The organism is Roseateles sp. 22389, from assembly GCF_052044995.1.
In the GTDB taxonomy this organism is placed as follows: domain Bacteria; phylum Pseudomonadota; class Gammaproteobacteria; order Burkholderiales; family Burkholderiaceae_C; genus Roseateles.
In genome coordinates this window covers 1-16,161 of sequence record NZ_JBQEOF010000012.1, presented here as the reverse complement: position 1 = coordinate 16,161, position 16,161 = coordinate 1, and the positions used below count along the sequence as shown (strand labels likewise).

The 16,161-nt window shown below is 70.4% G+C and carries 14 protein-coding genes; 9 read left to right on the top strand and 5 right to left on the bottom strand.

Annotation, left to right across the window (positions count from 1 at the left end; genetic code table 11):
• Nucleotides 1-13 precede the first annotated feature (13 nt).
• The 3 genes from ACTJKJ_RS16995 (at nucleotide 14) to ACTJKJ_RS16985 (ending at nucleotide 2,935) form a co-directional block, all read left to right on the top strand.
• Nucleotides 14-1,108, top strand: a complete 1,095-nt coding sequence (locus ACTJKJ_RS16995; RefSeq protein WP_440821160.1) for a porin — start codon at nucleotides 14-16, stop codon at nucleotides 1,106-1,108.
• 179 nt (nucleotides 1,109-1,287) lie between these two features.
• Nucleotides 1,288-2,034, top strand: coding sequence for a hypothetical protein (locus ACTJKJ_RS16990; RefSeq protein ID WP_440821159.1), 747 nt, complete (start codon nucleotides 1,288-1,290; stop codon nucleotides 2,032-2,034).
• A 109-nt stretch (nucleotides 2,035-2,143) separates the two neighbouring features.
• Nucleotides 2,144-2,935 (top strand): transporter substrate-binding domain-containing protein, encoded by a 792-nt coding sequence (locus ACTJKJ_RS16985; protein ID WP_091721396.1) that lies wholly within the window; start codon nucleotides 2,144-2,146, stop codon nucleotides 2,933-2,935.
• 112 nt (nucleotides 2,936-3,047) lie between these two features.
• On the opposite strand, the gene ACTJKJ_RS16980 is transcribed toward ACTJKJ_RS16985, so the two are convergent.
• The 4 genes from ACTJKJ_RS16980 to ACTJKJ_RS16965 all read right to left on the bottom strand — a co-directional run bounded on the left by ACTJKJ_RS16980 (nucleotide 3,048) and on the right by ACTJKJ_RS16965 (nucleotide 7,524).
• On the bottom strand, nucleotides 3,048-5,165 hold the full coding sequence (locus tag ACTJKJ_RS16980) for a peptidase domain-containing ABC transporter (RefSeq protein ID WP_440821158.1): 2,118 nt from the start codon (nucleotides 5,163-5,165) through the stop codon (nucleotides 3,048-3,050).
• Nucleotides 5,162-5,905, bottom strand: a complete 744-nt coding sequence (locus ACTJKJ_RS16975) for a hypothetical protein (protein ID WP_297386245.1) — start codon at nucleotides 5,903-5,905, stop codon at nucleotides 5,162-5,164. The genes ACTJKJ_RS16980 and ACTJKJ_RS16975 overlap by 4 nt, the downstream gene beginning before the upstream one ends.
• Before the next feature lie 107 nt (nucleotides 5,906-6,012).
• Complete coding sequence (locus ACTJKJ_RS16970; RefSeq protein WP_440821157.1) at nucleotides 6,013-6,162, bottom strand: hypothetical protein; 150 nt, start codon at nucleotides 6,160-6,162, stop codon at nucleotides 6,013-6,015.
• An 87-nt stretch (nucleotides 6,163-6,249) separates the two neighbouring features.
• Nucleotides 6,250-7,524, bottom strand: a complete 1,275-nt coding sequence (locus ACTJKJ_RS16965) for an HlyD family secretion protein (RefSeq protein WP_440821156.1) — start codon at nucleotides 7,522-7,524, stop codon at nucleotides 6,250-6,252.
• Nucleotides 7,525-7,904: 380 nt separating this feature from the next.
• On the opposite strand from ACTJKJ_RS16965, the gene ACTJKJ_RS16960 reads away from it, so the two are divergent.
• The gene (locus tag ACTJKJ_RS16960) at nucleotides 7,905-8,828 is read left to right on the top strand and encodes a class I SAM-dependent methyltransferase (RefSeq protein ID WP_440821155.1); all 924 of its coding nucleotides are present in this window, start codon (nucleotides 7,905-7,907) and stop codon (nucleotides 8,826-8,828) included.
• Between the two features lie 18 nt (nucleotides 8,829-8,846).
• Here ACTJKJ_RS16960 and ACTJKJ_RS16955 read toward each other — a convergent pair whose 3' ends face one another.
• Nucleotides 8,847-10,181, bottom strand: a complete 1,335-nt coding sequence (locus ACTJKJ_RS16955; protein WP_440821154.1) for a PLP-dependent aminotransferase family protein — start codon at nucleotides 10,179-10,181, stop codon at nucleotides 8,847-8,849.
• 89 nt (nucleotides 10,182-10,270) lie between these two features.
• Between ACTJKJ_RS16955 and ACTJKJ_RS16950 the strand changes: the two genes are divergently transcribed.
• The 5 genes from ACTJKJ_RS16950 to ACTJKJ_RS16930 all read left to right on the top strand — a co-directional run bounded on the left by ACTJKJ_RS16950 (nucleotide 10,271) and on the right by ACTJKJ_RS16930 (nucleotide 16,128).
• Nucleotides 10,271-11,140: a DMT family transporter gene (locus ACTJKJ_RS16950; protein ID WP_440821252.1), complete on the top strand. Its 870-nt coding sequence runs from the start codon at nucleotides 10,271-10,273 to the stop codon at nucleotides 11,138-11,140.
• A gap of 116 nt (nucleotides 11,141-11,256) precedes the next feature.
• Nucleotides 11,257-12,081 (top strand): hypothetical protein, encoded by an 825-nt coding sequence (locus ACTJKJ_RS16945; RefSeq protein ID WP_440821153.1) that lies wholly within the window; start codon nucleotides 11,257-11,259, stop codon nucleotides 12,079-12,081.
• Nucleotides 12,078-12,536: a (2Fe-2S)-binding protein gene (locus ACTJKJ_RS16940; RefSeq protein WP_091721422.1), complete on the top strand. Its 459-nt coding sequence runs from the start codon at nucleotides 12,078-12,080 to the stop codon at nucleotides 12,534-12,536. The genes ACTJKJ_RS16945 and ACTJKJ_RS16940 overlap by 4 nt, the downstream gene beginning before the upstream one ends.
• Before the next feature lie 11 nt (nucleotides 12,537-12,547).
• Nucleotides 12,548-14,809, top strand: a complete 2,262-nt coding sequence (locus ACTJKJ_RS16935; RefSeq protein ID WP_297386224.1) for a xanthine dehydrogenase family protein molybdopterin-binding subunit — start codon at nucleotides 12,548-12,550, stop codon at nucleotides 14,807-14,809.
• A gap of 338 nt (nucleotides 14,810-15,147) precedes the next feature.
• Complete coding sequence (locus ACTJKJ_RS16930; RefSeq protein ID WP_440819474.1) at nucleotides 15,148-16,128, top strand: IS110 family transposase; 981 nt, start codon at nucleotides 15,148-15,150, stop codon at nucleotides 16,126-16,128.
• The last annotated feature ends 33 nt before the right edge of the window (nucleotides 16,129-16,161 follow it).

Below are 16,161 nucleotides of genomic sequence, written 5' to 3'. Positions count from 1 at the left end.
CTCCCTCGTTCCGATGCAGTACCGCTTCCTCCCTTCGCTCGTGCACGCGGGTCTCGCGCTCATCGCGGCTGGCGCCCAGGCCCAATCCAGCGTCACGATCTACGGCCGCCTGAACGTCTCCCTCGAGCACGCCGATGCCGCCCGCGCGCCACGCGATCGCGCGGTCAACCGCGAGTCCAACAACCGCTCCGTCATCGGCTTTCGCGGCGCCGAGGACCTGGGCGACGGCTACCAGGCGGTGTTCCAGATCGAAGGCTCGCTGGCGCTCGACACCGGCGCCGGGACATCGCTCGCCAACCGCGACACGCGCGTCGGCCTGCAGACGCCTTACGGGCTGGTCTTCGCCGGTCATTGGGGAACGCCGTACCTGCTGGCCACCAGCACCCTCGACCCCTGGTACCCGACTACCGCCGGCTACATGGCGTTGATGGCCAACGGCTCCGCGCCCACCACCAACCACCTCGGCAACATCGCGTCCTTCGACCGGCGCCAGCAGAACATCGTCCAGTACTGGAGCCCGACCTGGCGAGGACTCACCGGACGCGTCGCCTACGCCCTCAACGACGGCGAGATCGGCCCCGGTGGCTCGAAGCCCGACCTGTGGTCCGCCTCGCTCAGCTGGGACGACGGCCCCTGGAACCTCTCCCTCGCGCACGAGCAGCACCGCGGCTACCAGGGCCCTGGTCGCACGGACACGGCGACCAAGCTCGGCGCCGCGTATCGCGTCGGTCCGGCGCGCCTGGCCGGCGCGATCGAGCGCCTCCGGTACGAAACGCCACTCGGTCCGTTGACCCGCACGGCGCTCTTCATGGCGGCCACCTGGCAGGTCGACCGCTTCAACCTGCGCGCGAGCTTCACCGACGCCGCCGACGGCAAGGGGCCGGCGGGCGAGCGGATCGGTTTCGTCTCGGCGGGCGACGCCACGGGCGCGCGGCAATGGACGCTGGGCGCGGACTACACGCTCTCGCCGCGCACTGGCCTCTATGCGTATGTCTCGCGCATCGACAACCAGGCCCGCGCGGCCTACGACTTCGCCATCAACCCGCTGGGCGTGGGCGCGGGGGAGAAGCCGACGGTGGTCGCGCTCGGACTGCGGCACGCGTTCTGATTCGCTGATCCCGGATCGGGCGCACCCCACCGGCTCCGCGGCACCGGATCGACGCAGGGCGTCGACCCTTCCGAGGGGCGTGAAAACTTGCCGGCATTCGGCCGCGTGAGGGTTTGCGGGCGGAGCGAGCCTCGGGCCGACGTGGACACTGGCCGCCCCGCATTGCCGACACGCAACCCATGGCCCTGGTAGACACCGTCGTTTCGTTGATCCCCCTACTCGGGAAAGCCCCGCCGCCGATCGCCTACACCTTCGTCGAGCCCCGATATCAATGGGTCCCCGACGTGGCCTTGAAGAAGATCCACAGTCAGAAGGGCTTCCTGCTGGCCTGGCTCAGCCTCACCAATCTGTCTTCCGTCGTCCTCAGGAACGTGCGGATCAAACTGCCGTTCGCGCCCGAGTACGAGCCCAACGTCGAAGGCTCGAGCCGCTCCGTGGCCATGGCCGTGGCCTACGACCGCCCGGTCAGCGAGTTCCGGCTGGACAAGCTCGATCCGGACGAGCAGCTGTTCATCGCGATCCATCTGCTCCCCGACGAAGCCCATCGATTCACGGAGCCGCAGGTCATCATCGGAGACCGGCTGTTGTCTCGGGGCATGCGTACTGCGGGCTTCGTCAAGCGATCGCCCGGAGAGGCGCTCCTGATGACGGCCGCCATCGGGAGCGTGGTGGCTGCAGCCGGCATGGCGGGCTTCCTGCTCTACCGGACCCTTCATCCCGACGCCGGCACCTTGGCGATCGAGGCCGCCGTGGCGACGCTCCAGCACCGAGGCTGCGTGTTCAAGTCCTTTCCCGCGACCATGGTCAACGACACCCTGCTGGCGAAGCACGAGCGGGACGAGGCCTTTCTGTTGCACATCAACCAGGTGGTGACGCGCAAGGACCTGCTTGCGAAGGAGCAGGTCGTGCTCTGCGTGAGCCAGTGAGCGCCTCGGGCGGCCCCTGTCCCTCATTGCGGCCAGGCATATCCATATGCGGGGGAATGCCGGCGACTGGTGGCAACATCGGCCCCTCCTACGAACAACGAGGGGCCTCATGAAAGCCTTCCGCACTTCCCTGATCGCCGCCGCGCTGCTCGCCGGCGCTTCCCTCGCGGCCCAGGCCGCCGACCTGCTCGACGACGTGAAGTCGCGCGGCACGCTGCGGGTGGCCGTCGAGGGCACCTATCCGCCGTTCAACTTCAAGGACGCCAAGGGCCAGCTCGACGGCTTCGACGTCGACATCGCCAAGGCGATCGCCGCCAAGCTGGGCGTGAAGCCGGAATTCACCACCACCGAATGGAGCGGCATCCTCGCCGGCCTGCAGGCGGGCAAGTACGACGTCATCGTCAACCAGGTCGCCGCCACCGACGAGCGCCGCAAGACCTTCGACTTCAGCGCGCCCTACGTCACCTCCTATCCGCAGCTGATCGTGCGCGCCAACGAGACGCGGCCGCTGCAGTCGCCGGCCGACCTCAAGGGCAAGAAGATCGGCGTCGGCCAGGGCAGCAACTTCGCCGACCTGGCCAAGACCTGGGACGGCGCCGAGGTGCGCACCTATCCCGGCGCCACCGAATACCTGCAGGACCTGGCCACCGGCCGCATCGACGCCGCCCTCAACGACAGCCTGCTCATCCCCTACCTGAAGGAGAAGACCAAGCTGCCGATCAAGGCCGGCGCCGCCATCGGCAAGCCCGCCACCAACGCGATCCCGTTCCGCAAGGGCAGCCCGAAGTTCCAGGCCGCCATCGACAAGGCGATCGCCGATCTCCAGGCCGACGGCACCTACGCCCGGATCTCGACCAAGTGGTTCGAGCGCGACGTGAGCAAGCCCATCGACAACAAGTGATCACTGGCCGGCGCGCGGTCCAGGCCGCGTGCCGGCGGGCGCCGGCCGTCGCCCAGGTGGCCGTCGCTCCGATCACGCCTGCTCAGGTGACCATCGCTGGCACGGTCATCGCTCAGGTGGCCAGCGTGTCTCTCCCCGCCGCGCGCGGCAGTTCGTCGACTGCGCCGCCCTCCAGCACGATCACCCGCTCCGCGCCCGCGATGGTGTCCGGCCGGTGCGCGATCATCAATCGCGTCAGCGGCAACCGGGCCAGGTTGGCGGTCACCGCCCGCTCCCGTGTGACGTCGAGGTGGCTGGTCGCCTCGTCGAGCGCCAGGATCCTCGGCCGCCGATAGATCGCCCGCGCCAGCAGCACCCGCTGCTTCTGCCCCCCCGACAGGCCGCTGCCCAGGTCCCCGACCAGGGTCTGGTAGCCCATCGGCATCCGGCAGATGTCCTCGTGGATCTGCGCGAGCATCGCGGCGGCCTGCACCCGCTCCGGATCGGGCTGCGTGTCGAAGCAGGCGATGTTGTCCGCGAGCGAGCCCGTCAGCAGCACGTCCTCCTGCATCACCGTGCCGATCTGCCGGCGCACGTTCCTCAGCCCGAGCTGCCGCATCGGCATGCCGCCGTAGCGCACCTCGCCCTCCTCGGGCGCCAGCAGCCCCAGCAGCACCTTCAGCAGCGTCGTCTTGCCCGAGCCGCTCGGGCCGGTGATCGCGATGCTCTGGCCGGCGGGCACCGTCAGGTTCACGTGGCGCAGGATCCAGGGCTCGCGCTCGCCGTAGCGGAAGCTGACGTCGCGCAGCTCCAGGCTGGCCTCCAGGTGCGCGAGGTCATGGTCCGGCACCTCGTCGGGTTCGGGCGGCTCGAGCGCGATGTCGGCCAGGCGTTCGGCATGCAGGCCCAGCATCCGCAGTTCCACCGCGTAGTTGATCAGCGCCGACACGCGGCCGGTGAACTGGCCCTTGTAGCTGAGGAACGCGAACAGCATGCCCACCGTCATCGTGACCGTGCCGGCCTGTTGCCCGTCCAGGATGAGCCCGGCGCCGAGGAAGAGCACCAGCAGGTTCTCCACGCCGAAGAGGAAGGTGTTGGCGGTGCTCATCGCCATCGACAGCTTGGCGGTGCGGACATCGCGGTTCTGGACCTCGACGATCAGGTTCTGCCACTGCGCGCGTCGCTCCTGCTCGCGGCCGAACAGCTTCAGGGGCGTCATCGCCCGCAGGGTCTCGAGGAAGTGCGTGCTTTCCCGCGCGGCGACGACCAGCCGTTCGGCGGCCGCGTCGCGCAGCGGCCGGTAGGCGGCCCAGCGCAGCAGGCCGTACAGCAGCACGGCGGCGATCACGACCAGCGCCAGGGGCCAGGCATAGATCAGCATCATGACCAGCGCGGCCACGCCCATCAGGCCGTCGAGGAGGGCCTCGATCGCGGCGGTGGTCAGCGTCTTCTGGATCGCGTCGACCGCGCCGAAGCGCGAGGTGATGTCGCCGAGGTGGCGCCGCTCGAAGAATCCGACCGGCAGCCGCAGCAGGTGGGCGAAGGTGTTGCCTCGCCATTGCAGCGACAGCGTCTGCGTCAGCAGGACCAGCATCCACGAGCGTGCCAGGCCGAGCGCCGTCTGGGTCACCAGCAGCAGGCCGAAGCCGATCAGGAGCACCTTGAGCAGGTCGCGGTCGCCCGAGGTGAGGACGTCGTCGATGATGAGCTGGTTGCACAACGGTGCGACGATCGCGAACAGCTCCAGCACCAGCGCGACGAGCAGGATCTGCACCAGCGATCGACGCAGGCCGAGCACCTTGCCGGTGAGCGCGGCGAGCGACACCCGCGGTGGCGGCGCGGCGGGCTTGAAGTCGGCGTTGGGCGTCAGTTCGACGGCGACGCCGGTGAAATGGGCGGAGACCTCGTCCAGGCTCAGCCGGCGCTCGCCGACGGCCGGATCGAGCACGGTCACGCTGCCGCGGCGGACCCGGGCCAGCACCACGAAGTGGTTCATGTCCCAGTGCAGGATGCAGGGCAGCGACAGCTTGGCGAGGAAGGGCAGGTCCAGCTTCAGCGGCCGGCCGGAGAAACCAATGCCCGCAGCCACCTCCAGCAGGTCGCGCAGCTTCATGCCCTTGAGCGCGACCGGGAAGCGCCGGCGCAGGTCCTGCAGTGTCGTCGCTTGGCCATGCGCCGTCGCGATCATCGCCAGGCAGGCCAGGCCGCATTCGGCCACCTCGGATTGAAGGATCGGGGTGGGCCGGGTCATGAATCCTCCTGCCGCACGACGATGACGTACGGGCCGCCGCCCGGCGTCACCGTGACCTCATGGACCTGTTCCTCCAGAGGCACGACCACCGCGGGGCCGCGAGCCGTCCGCCGGACCTCGAGGTTCACGGGCGCGCCGCTGGCATCGTGTCCGGTCACGGTCAGCGCGTCATCGAGCGGCAGGAAGGTCACATCGGCGCATTGCAGGTCTCGCGCTTGCAGCGCCTGCAGCCAGCCCTGGGCCTTGAACATGGCCACCGCCTGGGCGCAGGCCTCGCGGAGACCGTCGACCGGGTAGCGGTCATCGGCGCGCGGGGCGATCGCGATCCAGTATTCGAGCGACACGCTGCCTTTCGGCCGATTGACGACGAATCGGGCCTTCGCGGCATCGACCGCGAACGCGGCGGGCAAGGGGGCCCATCCTTTTCTTGTCGGGATGGGAAGGAGGGTGTCGGCGTCCTCGACCGCGAGCGCAAGCTGCTCGAAGGAGAAGTTGGCGGGATCCGATGGCAGCAGGCGCAAGTACCACTGCACCCGGTCCTGCGGACCCGGGTAGGACTTGACGAAGGCCATGGCCTGGCCCGCCCGGCGGAAGGGAATGTGATGCCGATGGACGGACTGTCCGGAGATCTCGGACCGCGGGAGCGGGATCGGATCGCGGAGCTCGGACTCGGCCGAAGCGCCGCCGAGGACCGCGAAGCCGATCAACCCGAGCAGGCCGGTGAACAGGGTGCGTTTCATTGCTGGAGGCTGTCATGCGCCGTCGCGGCGCGACGCGGTGAGCGGCCAGCCACGGTGGTGGCCGGCCGCGGGTGAGGTCGAGTCAACGCAAGGTCTGGGCAGGCGCATCAGCTGATGCGCGCCGCCGCCGGGCCGACCAGCCCGAAGTGCGCGCCGAGGTAGGACGCGGCGCAGCGGACCATGAACTTGGCGAACTTGGACAGGAATCCGCCGCCGCCATGCACTTGTTCGATCTCGTCTTGAGTCAGTTCCGTCATTTCAATCTCCGTCAGTTGAATGGCCGAGAACGGTCGGCCGCCGTTTCCCCGGCGTCGATCACTCGCCGCCGGAAGATCGATGTCCCGCTAGATCCGCCTGGCCGTCGCCAGCAGCGGTTCCAGCAGCCACTCCCAGATGCGCCGGTGCTCCAGCGTCACGTCGGCGTCGAGCGCCATGCCGGCGCGCAGCGGCAGATCGCGGCCATACGCGGCGATCGCCTGGCGCTCCAGGCGCACGTCGATGCGGTACAGCGGCTCGTTGGCCTGGGCCGCGCTGACCAGCGCCTGCGCCTGTCCGGACGGCAGGTCCTGCGGCGCGATCGGCGTCGGGCTGACGTGGGCCACCTGGCCCAGCGCCATGCCGAACTTCTGGTACGGGTAGGCCGCGTAGCGCAGCCAGACCTGCTGTCCGGGCTGGATGAAGCCGACCGTGCGGCTCGGGGCATAGAGCTGCGCCACCAGCACGTCGGCGCCCGTCGTCGCGGCGCTGACCGGCGTCAGCGTCACCAGGGTCTGGCCGGCCTGCACCGCCTGGCCCGCATGCAGGGGCAGCGCGCTGACGCGGCCATCGCGCGGCGCCGTCACCTCCAGCCCGGCCCGGGCCTCGAGCTCCGCGCGCTCCTGCTCGAGTTGCGCCGCGGCCCGGTCCAACTGCGCCAGCGAGGTCGCCAGCGTCGTCGGGATCGCGGCGAGTTCCGCCTCAAGGGCGCGCGCCTCGCGGCTCAGGTTCTCGACCGACCGCTGCGCGCCGCGTTCCCGCGCCCGCAGGTCGAGCAGTTCCTCGTCCCGTTGCTGCACCTGGGTGTCGGGCACGAAGCCGTTCTCGGCCAGGGCGGCGTAACGCGACCGGCTGCGCTGCGCCAGCGTGACGCGGGCGCGCACCATGTCCAGCTCCTCGCCGGCCTGCGTCGCCTCCAGGCGCAGGCTGCGCAGGCGGTCGCTCAGCGTGTCCTGCCTGTCCCCGGCCTGGCGACGCTGCAGCTGGCGCTCGGTCTCCAGGCTGCCGGCGCGCGTCTGGATCGCGCGCAGGTTGAGCGCGGTCATGTCGCTGCCGTCCACCCGGCGCTCGCTGCGCACCCGCAGCAGCGGCTGGCCCTGGCGCACCTCGTCGTCCTCGCCGACGAGCACGGCCTCGACCTGCCCCGCCAGCGGCGAGGACACCTGCAGCAGTCCGCCCGCCGGCATCAGCAGCCCCGGCACGCGGGCCTTGCGCGAGACCTGGCCGATCAGCGCGAATGCGATCAGCGCCGTCGCCAGCAGCACCGCCACCGCGGCCACCACCTGGAAGGCCGGCCGCTGCGCGACGCGGATGGTGCCCATCCATGGCGCTTGCTGGAACTCCTGGACCGCCGCTCGAAACATGTGCCGCTCCTTCGCCGATGACGCCGCCGGTGCGGCCATGGGAAGGATTCTTTGGTTGCCGCGGGCCTCGGCCGTGACGGTGACGGGGTGGCTCCGAATGAGGATTGATTTCGCCGCGGCGGCATGCACGGCGAACAGGACGGGCCTTCGGCTGACTCGCGTTGATCAGCCCACTGCCGGATGCAGGTGTATCGATGCTTCGATCTGTCGGTCGGCCCTGGCGAAGTGCTCCCGCATTTGCAGCAGTCTCCACAAGCTGTGGAAGGGAGGCCGGGTGGATGCCGCTGGCTCGGTGCGATCGAAATCCCCACGCGATGTGGCGTGCGGCCCACGATGGCGGGGGCAGCTGTCTACACTGGCGCCCCGTTCCCGGACTCCCCATGCAAGCGCTCCTCGACGTCATCGCCACGCTGCCCCGGCCCAGCGGCCCCGGCCGCTTCTTCCACGGTCGAGGCGGCCTGTTTCCCGGCTGCGAGCAGTGGGTCCTCGATGCCTATCCGCCGGTCTGGCTGCTGACCAGCTTCGCGCCGGTGAGCGACGAGGACTTGGCCCGCATCGGCGCGGCGCTGGCCGCGCGCTGGGCCGAGGTCGCGCCGGGCGAGCCGCTGAACTGGATGTTCCAGCACCGCGACGAGCACCGTCCCACCAACCGCCTGATGGCCGGCGCCATCCCCGACGAGCATGTGGTCGAGGAGGACGGCGCGCGCTTCGTGGTCCACCTGGCGCAAGGACAGAACCACGGCTTCTTCCTCGACATGGCCGAAGGCCGCCGCTGGGTGCGGCGCTGGGCGGCGGCGCATCCGGGCGGGCGGGTGCTCAACCTGTTCGCCTACACCTGCGCCTTCTCGGTCGTCGCGCTGCAGGCCGGCGCCGCGGCCGTGGCGAACTACGACATGGCCCGCGGCGCGCTCTCCACCGGTCGCCGCAACCACCAGCTCAATGGCGTGCAGGAGCGCGCCGCCTTCCATGCGCACGACATCTTCAGCTCGTGGGGGAAGATCCGCCGCGGCGGTCCCTACGACCTGGTCGTGCTGGACCCGCCGAGCTACCAGAAGGGCAGCTTCGTCGCGACCAAGGACTACGCCCGCCTGGTGCGGCGGCTGCCGGAACTGCTGGCGCCGGGCGGCCATGCGCTCGTGTGCCTGAACACCCCCAAGCTGGATACCGCGTTCCTGCGCGACCTCGTCGCCACCGAGGCGCCCGGGCTCGCCTTCATCGAACGCGTCGCCAACCCGCCGGCCTTCGCGGACGAGTCGGAGGAGCGGTCGTTGAAGGTGCTCGTCTACCGCCAGCCGGCGGCCTGACGGGCGGGGCGGCCGAGGTCAGAAGGTCCTGGCCTCGATCGCCGCCCTGACGCGGTCCAGCGCCGCGGCCAGGCGCACCAGGTCCACCGACCCCAGCGCCAGCCGGATCGCATGCGGCGCCTGCGGCGTGGTGGCGAAGGGCTCGGCCGTCGACACCGACACCCGCTCGCGCTGCAGCGCCATCGCCACCTGGTCGGCGCGCACGGCCTCGCCCAGCGGCAACCAGACGAAGTAGGACGACGGATGCGTGATGCGCTTCATCGTCCCGAGGCGTTCCGCCACCAGGCGCTGGCGGCGTCGCGCGTCTTCGCGCTTGTGCGCCTCGAGCCGGGCCACGGTGCCGTCCTCCAGCCAGCCGGTGGTGATGGCCGTCATCACGCCGGGCGTGTTCCAGGTCGTCGCGCGGATCGCCCGTTCCAGCGCGTGGACCCGCTCGGTCGGCGCGACGGCGAACCCCACCCGCAGCCCGGCCGCGACGCTCTTGGAGAAGCCCGACACGTAGACGGTCCGCTCGGGCGCCAGCATCGCCAGGGGCGGCGGCGGATGGTCGGCGAGGTAGGCGTAGGCGCCGTCCTCGATGATCAGCAGGTCGTGGCGCCGCGCCAGCGCCACCAGCTCGCGCCGGCGCGTGGCCGCCATCACCCAGCCGAGCGGGTTGTTCAGCGTCGGCATCGTGTAGATCGCCTTGACGCGGCGGCGCCGGCACAGCGTCTCCAGCGCATCGAGGTCGGGCCCCGCGCCGGCCGCCGGCACCGGCGCCAGTTCCAGCCGCTGCATCCCGGCCACGAGGCGGAAGCCGGGATAGGTGAGCGCATCCACGGCGACCACGTCGCCCGGCTCCAGCAGCGCCATCAGCGTCACGGCCAGGCCGTGCTGCGCGCCGTCCACGACCAGCACCCGGTCGCCTTCGACCTCGAGGCCCCGTCGCCGCAGGTGGCGCGCGATCGCGGCGCGGTCGGCGGGCCGGCCGCCATGCGGCTGGTAGCGCAGCAGCGCCTCCAGGTCGCCCGCGCCGGCCAGCTGGCGCAAGGCGCCGCGCAGCAGTTCGGCCTGACCGGGCAGCGACGGGTAGTTGAAGCTCAGGTCGACCATGTCCGCCGCCACCGCGTCCAGGTCCACGCCCTGGCCGGGCGCGAGCGCGGTCTCCTTGACGAAGGTGCCACGGCCGGTCTCGCCGCTGATCAGTCCCATCGCCCGCAGCTCGGAGTAGACGCGGGTCGCGGTGACCAGCGCGAAGCCCTCGCGGGTCGCGAGGTCCCGATGGGTCGGCAGCCGCGCGCCCGCGGGCAGGGCGCCCGAGCGGATCTCCGCCGCCAGCCGGTCCACCACCGCCTTGTACCTGGGCTCCGCCATGCGCCACCGCCTGTATCCATGACAATTTTTTGATTGTATTGATGAGCCCGCTTACCCTGCGGACCTTCTTCCATCGAGGCACCGGGGACATGGACACCGCATCGCGAGGCTGGCTGAACGGATTCATCGGCGTGCTGATCTTCAGCGGCTCGCTGCCGGCGACGCGGGTCGCGGTGGCCGACTTCGACCCGGTGTTCCTGACCGCCGCGCGCGCCACCATCGCCGGGCTGATCGCGCTGGCGGCGCTGCGCCTGCTGCGCGCGCCGCGGCCCACGCGCGCGCAGGCCTGGCCGCTCGCGATCGTCGCGGCCGGCGTGGTGATCGGTTTCCCGCTGCTGACGGCGCTGGCGCTGCGGCATGTCACCTCGGCCCACTCGATCGTGTTCATCGCGCTGCTGCCGCTGTCGACGGCCGCCTTCGGCGTGCTGCGTGGTGGCGAGCGCCCGCGCGCGGCCTTCTGGATCTTCTCGATGCTGGGCAGCCTGTGCGTCATCGGCTTCGCGGCGGGGCAGGGCCTGCGCGCCGCGCCGCTGGGCGACCTGCTGATGCTGGGCGCCATCCTCGTCTGCGGCCTGGGCTACGCGGAGGGCGCCCGGCTTTCTCGCACGCTGGGTGGCTGGCAGGTGATCTGCTGGGCGCTGGTGCTGGCGCTGCCGCCGATGCTCGTCCTGGCCGCGTGGCGCGTGCCGGCCAGCTTCGCGCCGGTTGGCGCCGCGGCCTGGGCGGGGCTGGGGTATGTGTCGCTGTTCAGCATGCTGATCGGCTTCGTCTTCTGGTACCGCGGGCTCGCGCAGGGCGGCATCGCCGCGGTGGGACAGCTGCAGCTGCTGCAGCCGCTGTTCGGCCTGGCGCTGGCCGCGGGCCTGTTGCGGGAAGCGGTGAGTCCGGCGATGCTCGCGGTCACCGTCGCCGTGATCGGATGCGTGGCGGGCGCGCGCCGCTTCTCGCGCCCCCGCTGAACGCCCGTGGACCGCGCCGTCGAAATGGGCAAGTCTTCCGTCGGATCAGGCAAGCCGCGTCGCCCGTCGCCTTTCTAGACTGCGGGGCAACCCGACGCAGCCATCAGGAGGTCGACATGGGTGATCGCTTCGCAGCGGATTTCTCGATGCCCGCGTCATGCAGGCTGGCGTGCTCGGCGGTGCTGGGCGCGGTGGGTGCGGTGGTCGTGGCGGGCCTCATGGCCGCGGCGGCGCCGGCAAGCGCGGCCGACGGCGCCGCCTTCCAGCCGACGCCGATCTCGGCCACGCCGAACCGGCAGGAAGGCCTGGCCGCCTTCGCGCAGCTCGAGCGCGTGCTGCTCCATCCCCGATGTCTGAACTGTCATGTGCCCAATGCGCCGCTGCAGGGCGACTTCAGCCGGGTCCACTATCCGCCGGTGCAGCGCGGCGCGGACGGCAAGGGCGTCGCGCCGCTGCAGTGCGCGACCTGCCATTCGACGCGCAACAGCCCGCTCCAGCATGCGCCGCCGGGGCTGGAGACCGACGGCAAGCCGGGCTGGCACATGCCGCCCGAGACCATGAAGATGTCCTGGCTCGGCCTGAAGGGCGCGGCGCTGTGCAAGGTCTTCCGCGAGCCCGCGACCAACGGCCACCGCTCGCTGGCGATGATCGAGCAGCACCTGGTCACCGACCACCTCGTCGCCTGGGGCTGGCAGCCGGGGCCGGGCCGCGCGCTGCCGCCGCTGGACAAGGCGGCCTTCGACACGCAGGTGCGTGCCTGGATCCGCAACGGCGCCCCTTGCGACGCCACCGAGCCGCTGCGCAAGTCCATCGGATCGACGAAGGCCGCATCGACGCGCGAGGTCGTCGAGCACCTGCGCGCGATGGCCGGCGCCGCCGCCCCGGCCGACCCCCTCATCCCCATCAGCGCCACCGCCACGGTGAGCAGGAGCCAGCCATGATCTCGTTCCGCCTGAACGGCCAAGCGCAGCAAGTCGACGTGCCGGGCGATACGCCGGTGCTCTGGGTCCTGCGCGACACGCTGGGCATGACCGGCACCAAGTTCGGCTGCGGCGTCGCGGTCTGCGGCGCCTGCACGGTGCATGTGGACGGCGAGCAGCGGCGCGCCTGCGTCACGCCGATCGAGTCCGTCGCCGGCCAGCAGATCACCACGATCGAGGCCATCGGCGGCGACCGCATCGGGCAGGCGGTGCAGGAGGCCTGGGTCAAGCACGACGTCGTGCAATGCGGCTACTGCCAGAGCGGCCAGATCATGGCCGCGGTCGCGCTGCTGCGGCACCGGCCCCAGCCCAGCGACGCCGACATCGACGCCGCGATGAGCGCCAACCTCTGCCGCTGCGGCACCTACGTGCGGATCCATGCCGCCGTCAAGGACGCCGCCCGCTCGCTCGCCTGAAGGAGCCTCCCATGCGCCCCATGTTCCAGTACCTCAGCGGTGAACTGCCCGCGGCCTTGGCCGAGGCGCCCGAGTCCCCGGCCGCGCCGGGCGAGGGCGGCCTCGGTCGCCGCGTCTTCCTCAAGCTGGGCCTGGCCGCCGGCTTCGCGCTGTACGCGGCGCCCGGCGGCGCGCAGGACGCGTCGGTGGGCGGCTCCGCGCCGGGCGCGCCGGAGCCGCTCAAGCCCTTCCAGCAGCCGTCGGCCTTCGTCGCGATCGACGCGGACGGCATCGTCACGGTCACCATCGGCAAGATCGACTTCGGCCAGGGCGTGCAGACCGCGCTGCCGATGCTGGTGGCCGAGGAGATGGACGCGGACTGGAGCAAGGTCCGCTGCGAGCTCGCGCCGGCGGGCGAGGCCTACAAGGATCCGTTCTTCCACATCCAGATGGTGGGGGGATCGACCAGCATCAAGGCGTCCTGGCAGCAGTACCGCGAGATCGGCGCCCGCATGCGCGCGATGCTGGTCGCGGCCGCGGCGAAGCAGCTCAACACGCCGGCCGCGCAGCTGCGCACCGAGTCGGGCAGCGTCGTCACACCGGACGGCCGTCGCCTGGGGTATGGCGCGCTGGCGCAGGCGGCCTTCGCCGAGCCGGTGCCGGCCTCGGTGGCGCTCAAGGATCCGTCGCAGTTCAAGCTGATCGGCAAGCCGGTCAACCGGCTCGACGCGCGCGCCAAGTCCAGCGGCCGCCAGGACTTCGGCATCGACCTGCAGCTGCCGGGGCAGCGCACCGTCGTCATGGTCCATCCGCCGGTCTTCGGCGGCCGCGTCGCGCGCTTCGACGCGGCGCCGGCGCTCGCGGTGCCGGGCGTCGAGGAGGTGCTGCAGGTGCCGCTCAGCGGCGGCGCGACCGGCCTGGCCATCGTGGCCAACGGCTTCTGGCCGGCGCGCAAGGCGCGCGAGCTGGTCAAGGTCGAGTGGGACCTGAGCGGGGTCGAGCGCGTCGACAGCGCGGCGCAGCTGGCGCAGTTCCGCGCGCTGGCCAGGCAGCCGGGCGTCGCGGTCCAGCGGGCCGACACCGCGGCGCTGACGGCGAAGCCCGCGCCGGCGCTCATCACCGCGGAGTTCACCTTCCCCTACCTGGCGCACACGCCGATGGAGCCGCTGAACTGCACCATCGACTTCCGGGGCGATCGCTGCACGGTGTGGGTCGGCTCGCAGTTCCAGACGGTGGACCAGGCGCAGGTCGCCGGCGTGCTGGGGCTCAAGCCCGAGCAGGTCACGCTGCACACGATGACCGCGGGCGGCGGCTTCGGACGGCGGGCGACGCCGACTTCGGACTATGTCGTCGAGGCCGCGCAGGTGGCCAAGGCGCGCCATGCCGCAGGCAAGGCCGGGCCGGTGAAGATGATCTGGACGCGCGAGGACGACGTGCGCGGCGGCTACTACCGCCCGACGCACCTGCACCGCGTCGAGATCGCGCATGACCGGCAGGGCGGGGTGCTGGCCTGGAAGCATGTGATCGTGGGCCAGTCCATCACCATGGGCACGCCCTTCGCGGATTTCATGGTGAAGAACGGCGCGGACGCCACGATGACCGAGGGCGTGGCCGAGAGCGCCTATCCCTTCCCGATCGCGCTGGAGGTCCATCACCCCAAGGCCAACGTGCCGGTGCTGTGGTGGCGCTCGGTGGGGCACACGCACACCGCCTTCGTGATGGAGACGCTGGTGGACGAGCTGGCGCGTGCCGGCAAGCTGGATCCGGTGGCCTACCGGCGGCAGCTGCTGGCCAAGCATGCGCGCCATCTGGCGGCGCTGGACCTGGCGGTGGCGAAGTCGGGCTACGGCAAGGCCACGCTCGCCAAGGGACGGGCCTGGGGCGTGGCGGTGCATGAGTCCTTCAACACGGTGGTGGCCTATGTCGTCGAGGTCTCGATGAAGGGCGGCCGGCCGGTGCTGCACCGGGTCACGGCGGGGGTGCACTGCAACCTCGCGGTGAACCCGCGCACGATCGAGGCGCAGGTGCAGGGCGCGCTGGTGATGGGCATCGGCATGACCTTGCCCGGCGCGGCGATCACGCTGAAGAACGGCGAGGTCGAGCAGAGTAACTGGCATGACTACCGGGTGCCCATCCATGTGGACGCGCCGCCGGTGGACCTGCACATCGTGCCTTCCGCGGACCCCCCGACCGGCATGGGCGAATGCGGCGTGCCGCCGATCGCGCCCGCGATCGCCAACGCCGTGGCGGCGCTCACCGGCAAGCGCTGGCGCAGCCTGCCGTTCCCGGCTTGACGGGCGCTGGCGGCGGCCCGACTCCGACTCCCTCTCCCACTTGTGGGAGAGGGCAGGGGTGAGGGCTAGCAGCCTCACGCATGAACGGACGGGCTCTTTCCGCTGATGGTTCACTGCCGGGGCTGCTGGCCCTCACCCCCGCCCTTGTATCTTTCGTTTTGAGAGTACACACAGGTTTGTTTTGGCAGTTGTCCACAGCCCGTCTGCCCTCTGGGATACCTAGCCCGTGGGAGAGCATTTGGCGTGGACGACTGGCCGTCTGTTGAGCAAGCCCGAACAGTTGCTGGACGGCCGACATGCACTGGCGTGCTCGGACCTCGAATTTGCAAGGATGGGAAATGGCAGGCGCACCTGAACTGATTTTTGTTGGTATCGATGTTTCCAAAGCCACGCTTGAGGTGGCCTTGAATGACAGGGACAAGACGCAGACCTTCAGCAACGATGAGCCCGGTTTGAAGTCGCTGTTGGCGATGCTCACTGAGATGCGCGAGCGCGTGGGAGTCGTTCTGCTGGAAGCCACCGGTGGGCTGGAGCAGCCGGCGGCGGCGATGCTGTGCGCGCATGGTTTGGCCGTCATGGTGATCAATCCGCGCCAGGCGCATGACTTCGCCAAAGCGATGGGCTACCTGGCCAAGACGGACCGCACGGACGCGAAGATGCTGTCGCAGTTTGCGCGCACGCTGCATGCCAGCGACCGGCGCGAGCGACTGCTCTACAAACTGCCCACGGACGCGCAGGAGACACTGCTAGCCATGGTGACGCGGCGCAGTCAGCTCGTGGCCATGCGGGTGGCTGAGCACAACCGATTGGCGAGCATGCACGCGTCGCAGCGCAAGAGCATTCGCACCATTCTGAAGATGCTGGACCACCAAATCGGAAAGATCGATGACGATGCGGGCGGCTTCCTGAAGGAGCACTTCAAGGACAAGCTGGAGTTGCTCAAAGGGCTCAAGGGAGTGGGGCCAGGCACACAAGCGATGCTGATGGCTGCGCTGCCCGAACTCGGCCAACTCAAGCGACGCGAGATCGCCAAACTCGTGGGTGTGGCGCCGTTGAACAACGACAGCGGCACATTCAAGGGTCGGCGCTCCACCTGGGGTGGACGGGCCAATGTCCGTTCGGCGCTGTACATGGCTTCGCTCAGCGCTGTGCGTTATGACCCTGTCCTCAGGAGCTTCTACGAACGACTGGTGCAAGCGGGCAAGCCTAAGAAGGTGGCGCTGACCGCCTGCATGCACAAGCTGCTCACCATCATCAACGCCGTCATCAAGTCCGGCACCGCTTGGCAGCCCTCTTATCCACAGCCCGCGCTAGCCTGATTAGCGCTTGACTTGGAACACAGTTGCTCTCCC

Bases quoted from the DNA above. Each gene is read 5' to 3' on its own strand.
- ACTJKJ_RS16935 (WP_297386224.1), top strand. From the start codon at position 12,548: ATGCGCCCCATGTTCCAGTACCTCAGCGGTGAACTGCCCGCGGCCTTG.
- ACTJKJ_RS16975 (WP_297386245.1), bottom strand. From the start codon at position 5,905: ATGAAACGCACCCTGTTCACCGGCCTGCTCGGGTTGATCGGCTTCGCG.
- ACTJKJ_RS16990 (WP_440821159.1), top strand. From the start codon at position 1,288: ATGGCCCTGGTAGACACCGTCGTTTCGTTGATCCCCCTACTCGGGAAA.
- ACTJKJ_RS16970 (WP_440821157.1), bottom strand. From the start codon at position 6,162: ATGACGGAACTGACTCAAGACGAGATCGAACAAGTGCATGGCGGCGGC.
- ACTJKJ_RS16940 (WP_091721422.1), top strand. From the start codon at position 12,078: ATGATCTCGTTCCGCCTGAACGGCCAAGCGCAGCAAGTCGACGTGCCG.
- ACTJKJ_RS16995 (WP_440821160.1), top strand. From the start codon at position 14: ATGCAGTACCGCTTCCTCCCTTCGCTCGTGCACGCGGGTCTCGCGCTC.
- ACTJKJ_RS16950 (WP_440821252.1), top strand. From the start codon at position 10,271: ATGGACACCGCATCGCGAGGCTGGCTGAACGGATTCATCGGCGTGCTG.
- ACTJKJ_RS16960 (WP_440821155.1), top strand. From the start codon at position 7,905: ATGCAAGCGCTCCTCGACGTCATCGCCACGCTGCCCCGGCCCAGCGGC.
- ACTJKJ_RS16945 (WP_440821153.1), top strand. From the start codon at position 11,257: ATGGGTGATCGCTTCGCAGCGGATTTCTCGATGCCCGCGTCATGCAGG.
- ACTJKJ_RS16955 (WP_440821154.1), bottom strand. From the start codon at position 10,181: ATGGCGGAGCCCAGGTACAAGGCGGTGGTGGACCGGCTGGCGGCGGAG.
- ACTJKJ_RS16985 (WP_091721396.1), top strand. From the start codon at position 2,144: ATGAAAGCCTTCCGCACTTCCCTGATCGCCGCCGCGCTGCTCGCCGGC.
- ACTJKJ_RS16980 (WP_440821158.1), bottom strand. From the start codon at position 5,165: ATGACCCGGCCCACCCCGATCCTTCAATCCGAGGTGGCCGAATGCGGC.
- ACTJKJ_RS16965 (WP_440821156.1), bottom strand. From the start codon at position 7,524: ATGTTTCGAGCGGCGGTCCAGGAGTTCCAGCAAGCGCCATGGATGGGC.
- ACTJKJ_RS16930 (WP_440819474.1), top strand. From the start codon at position 15,148: ATGGCAGGCGCACCTGAACTGATTTTTGTTGGTATCGATGTTTCCAAA.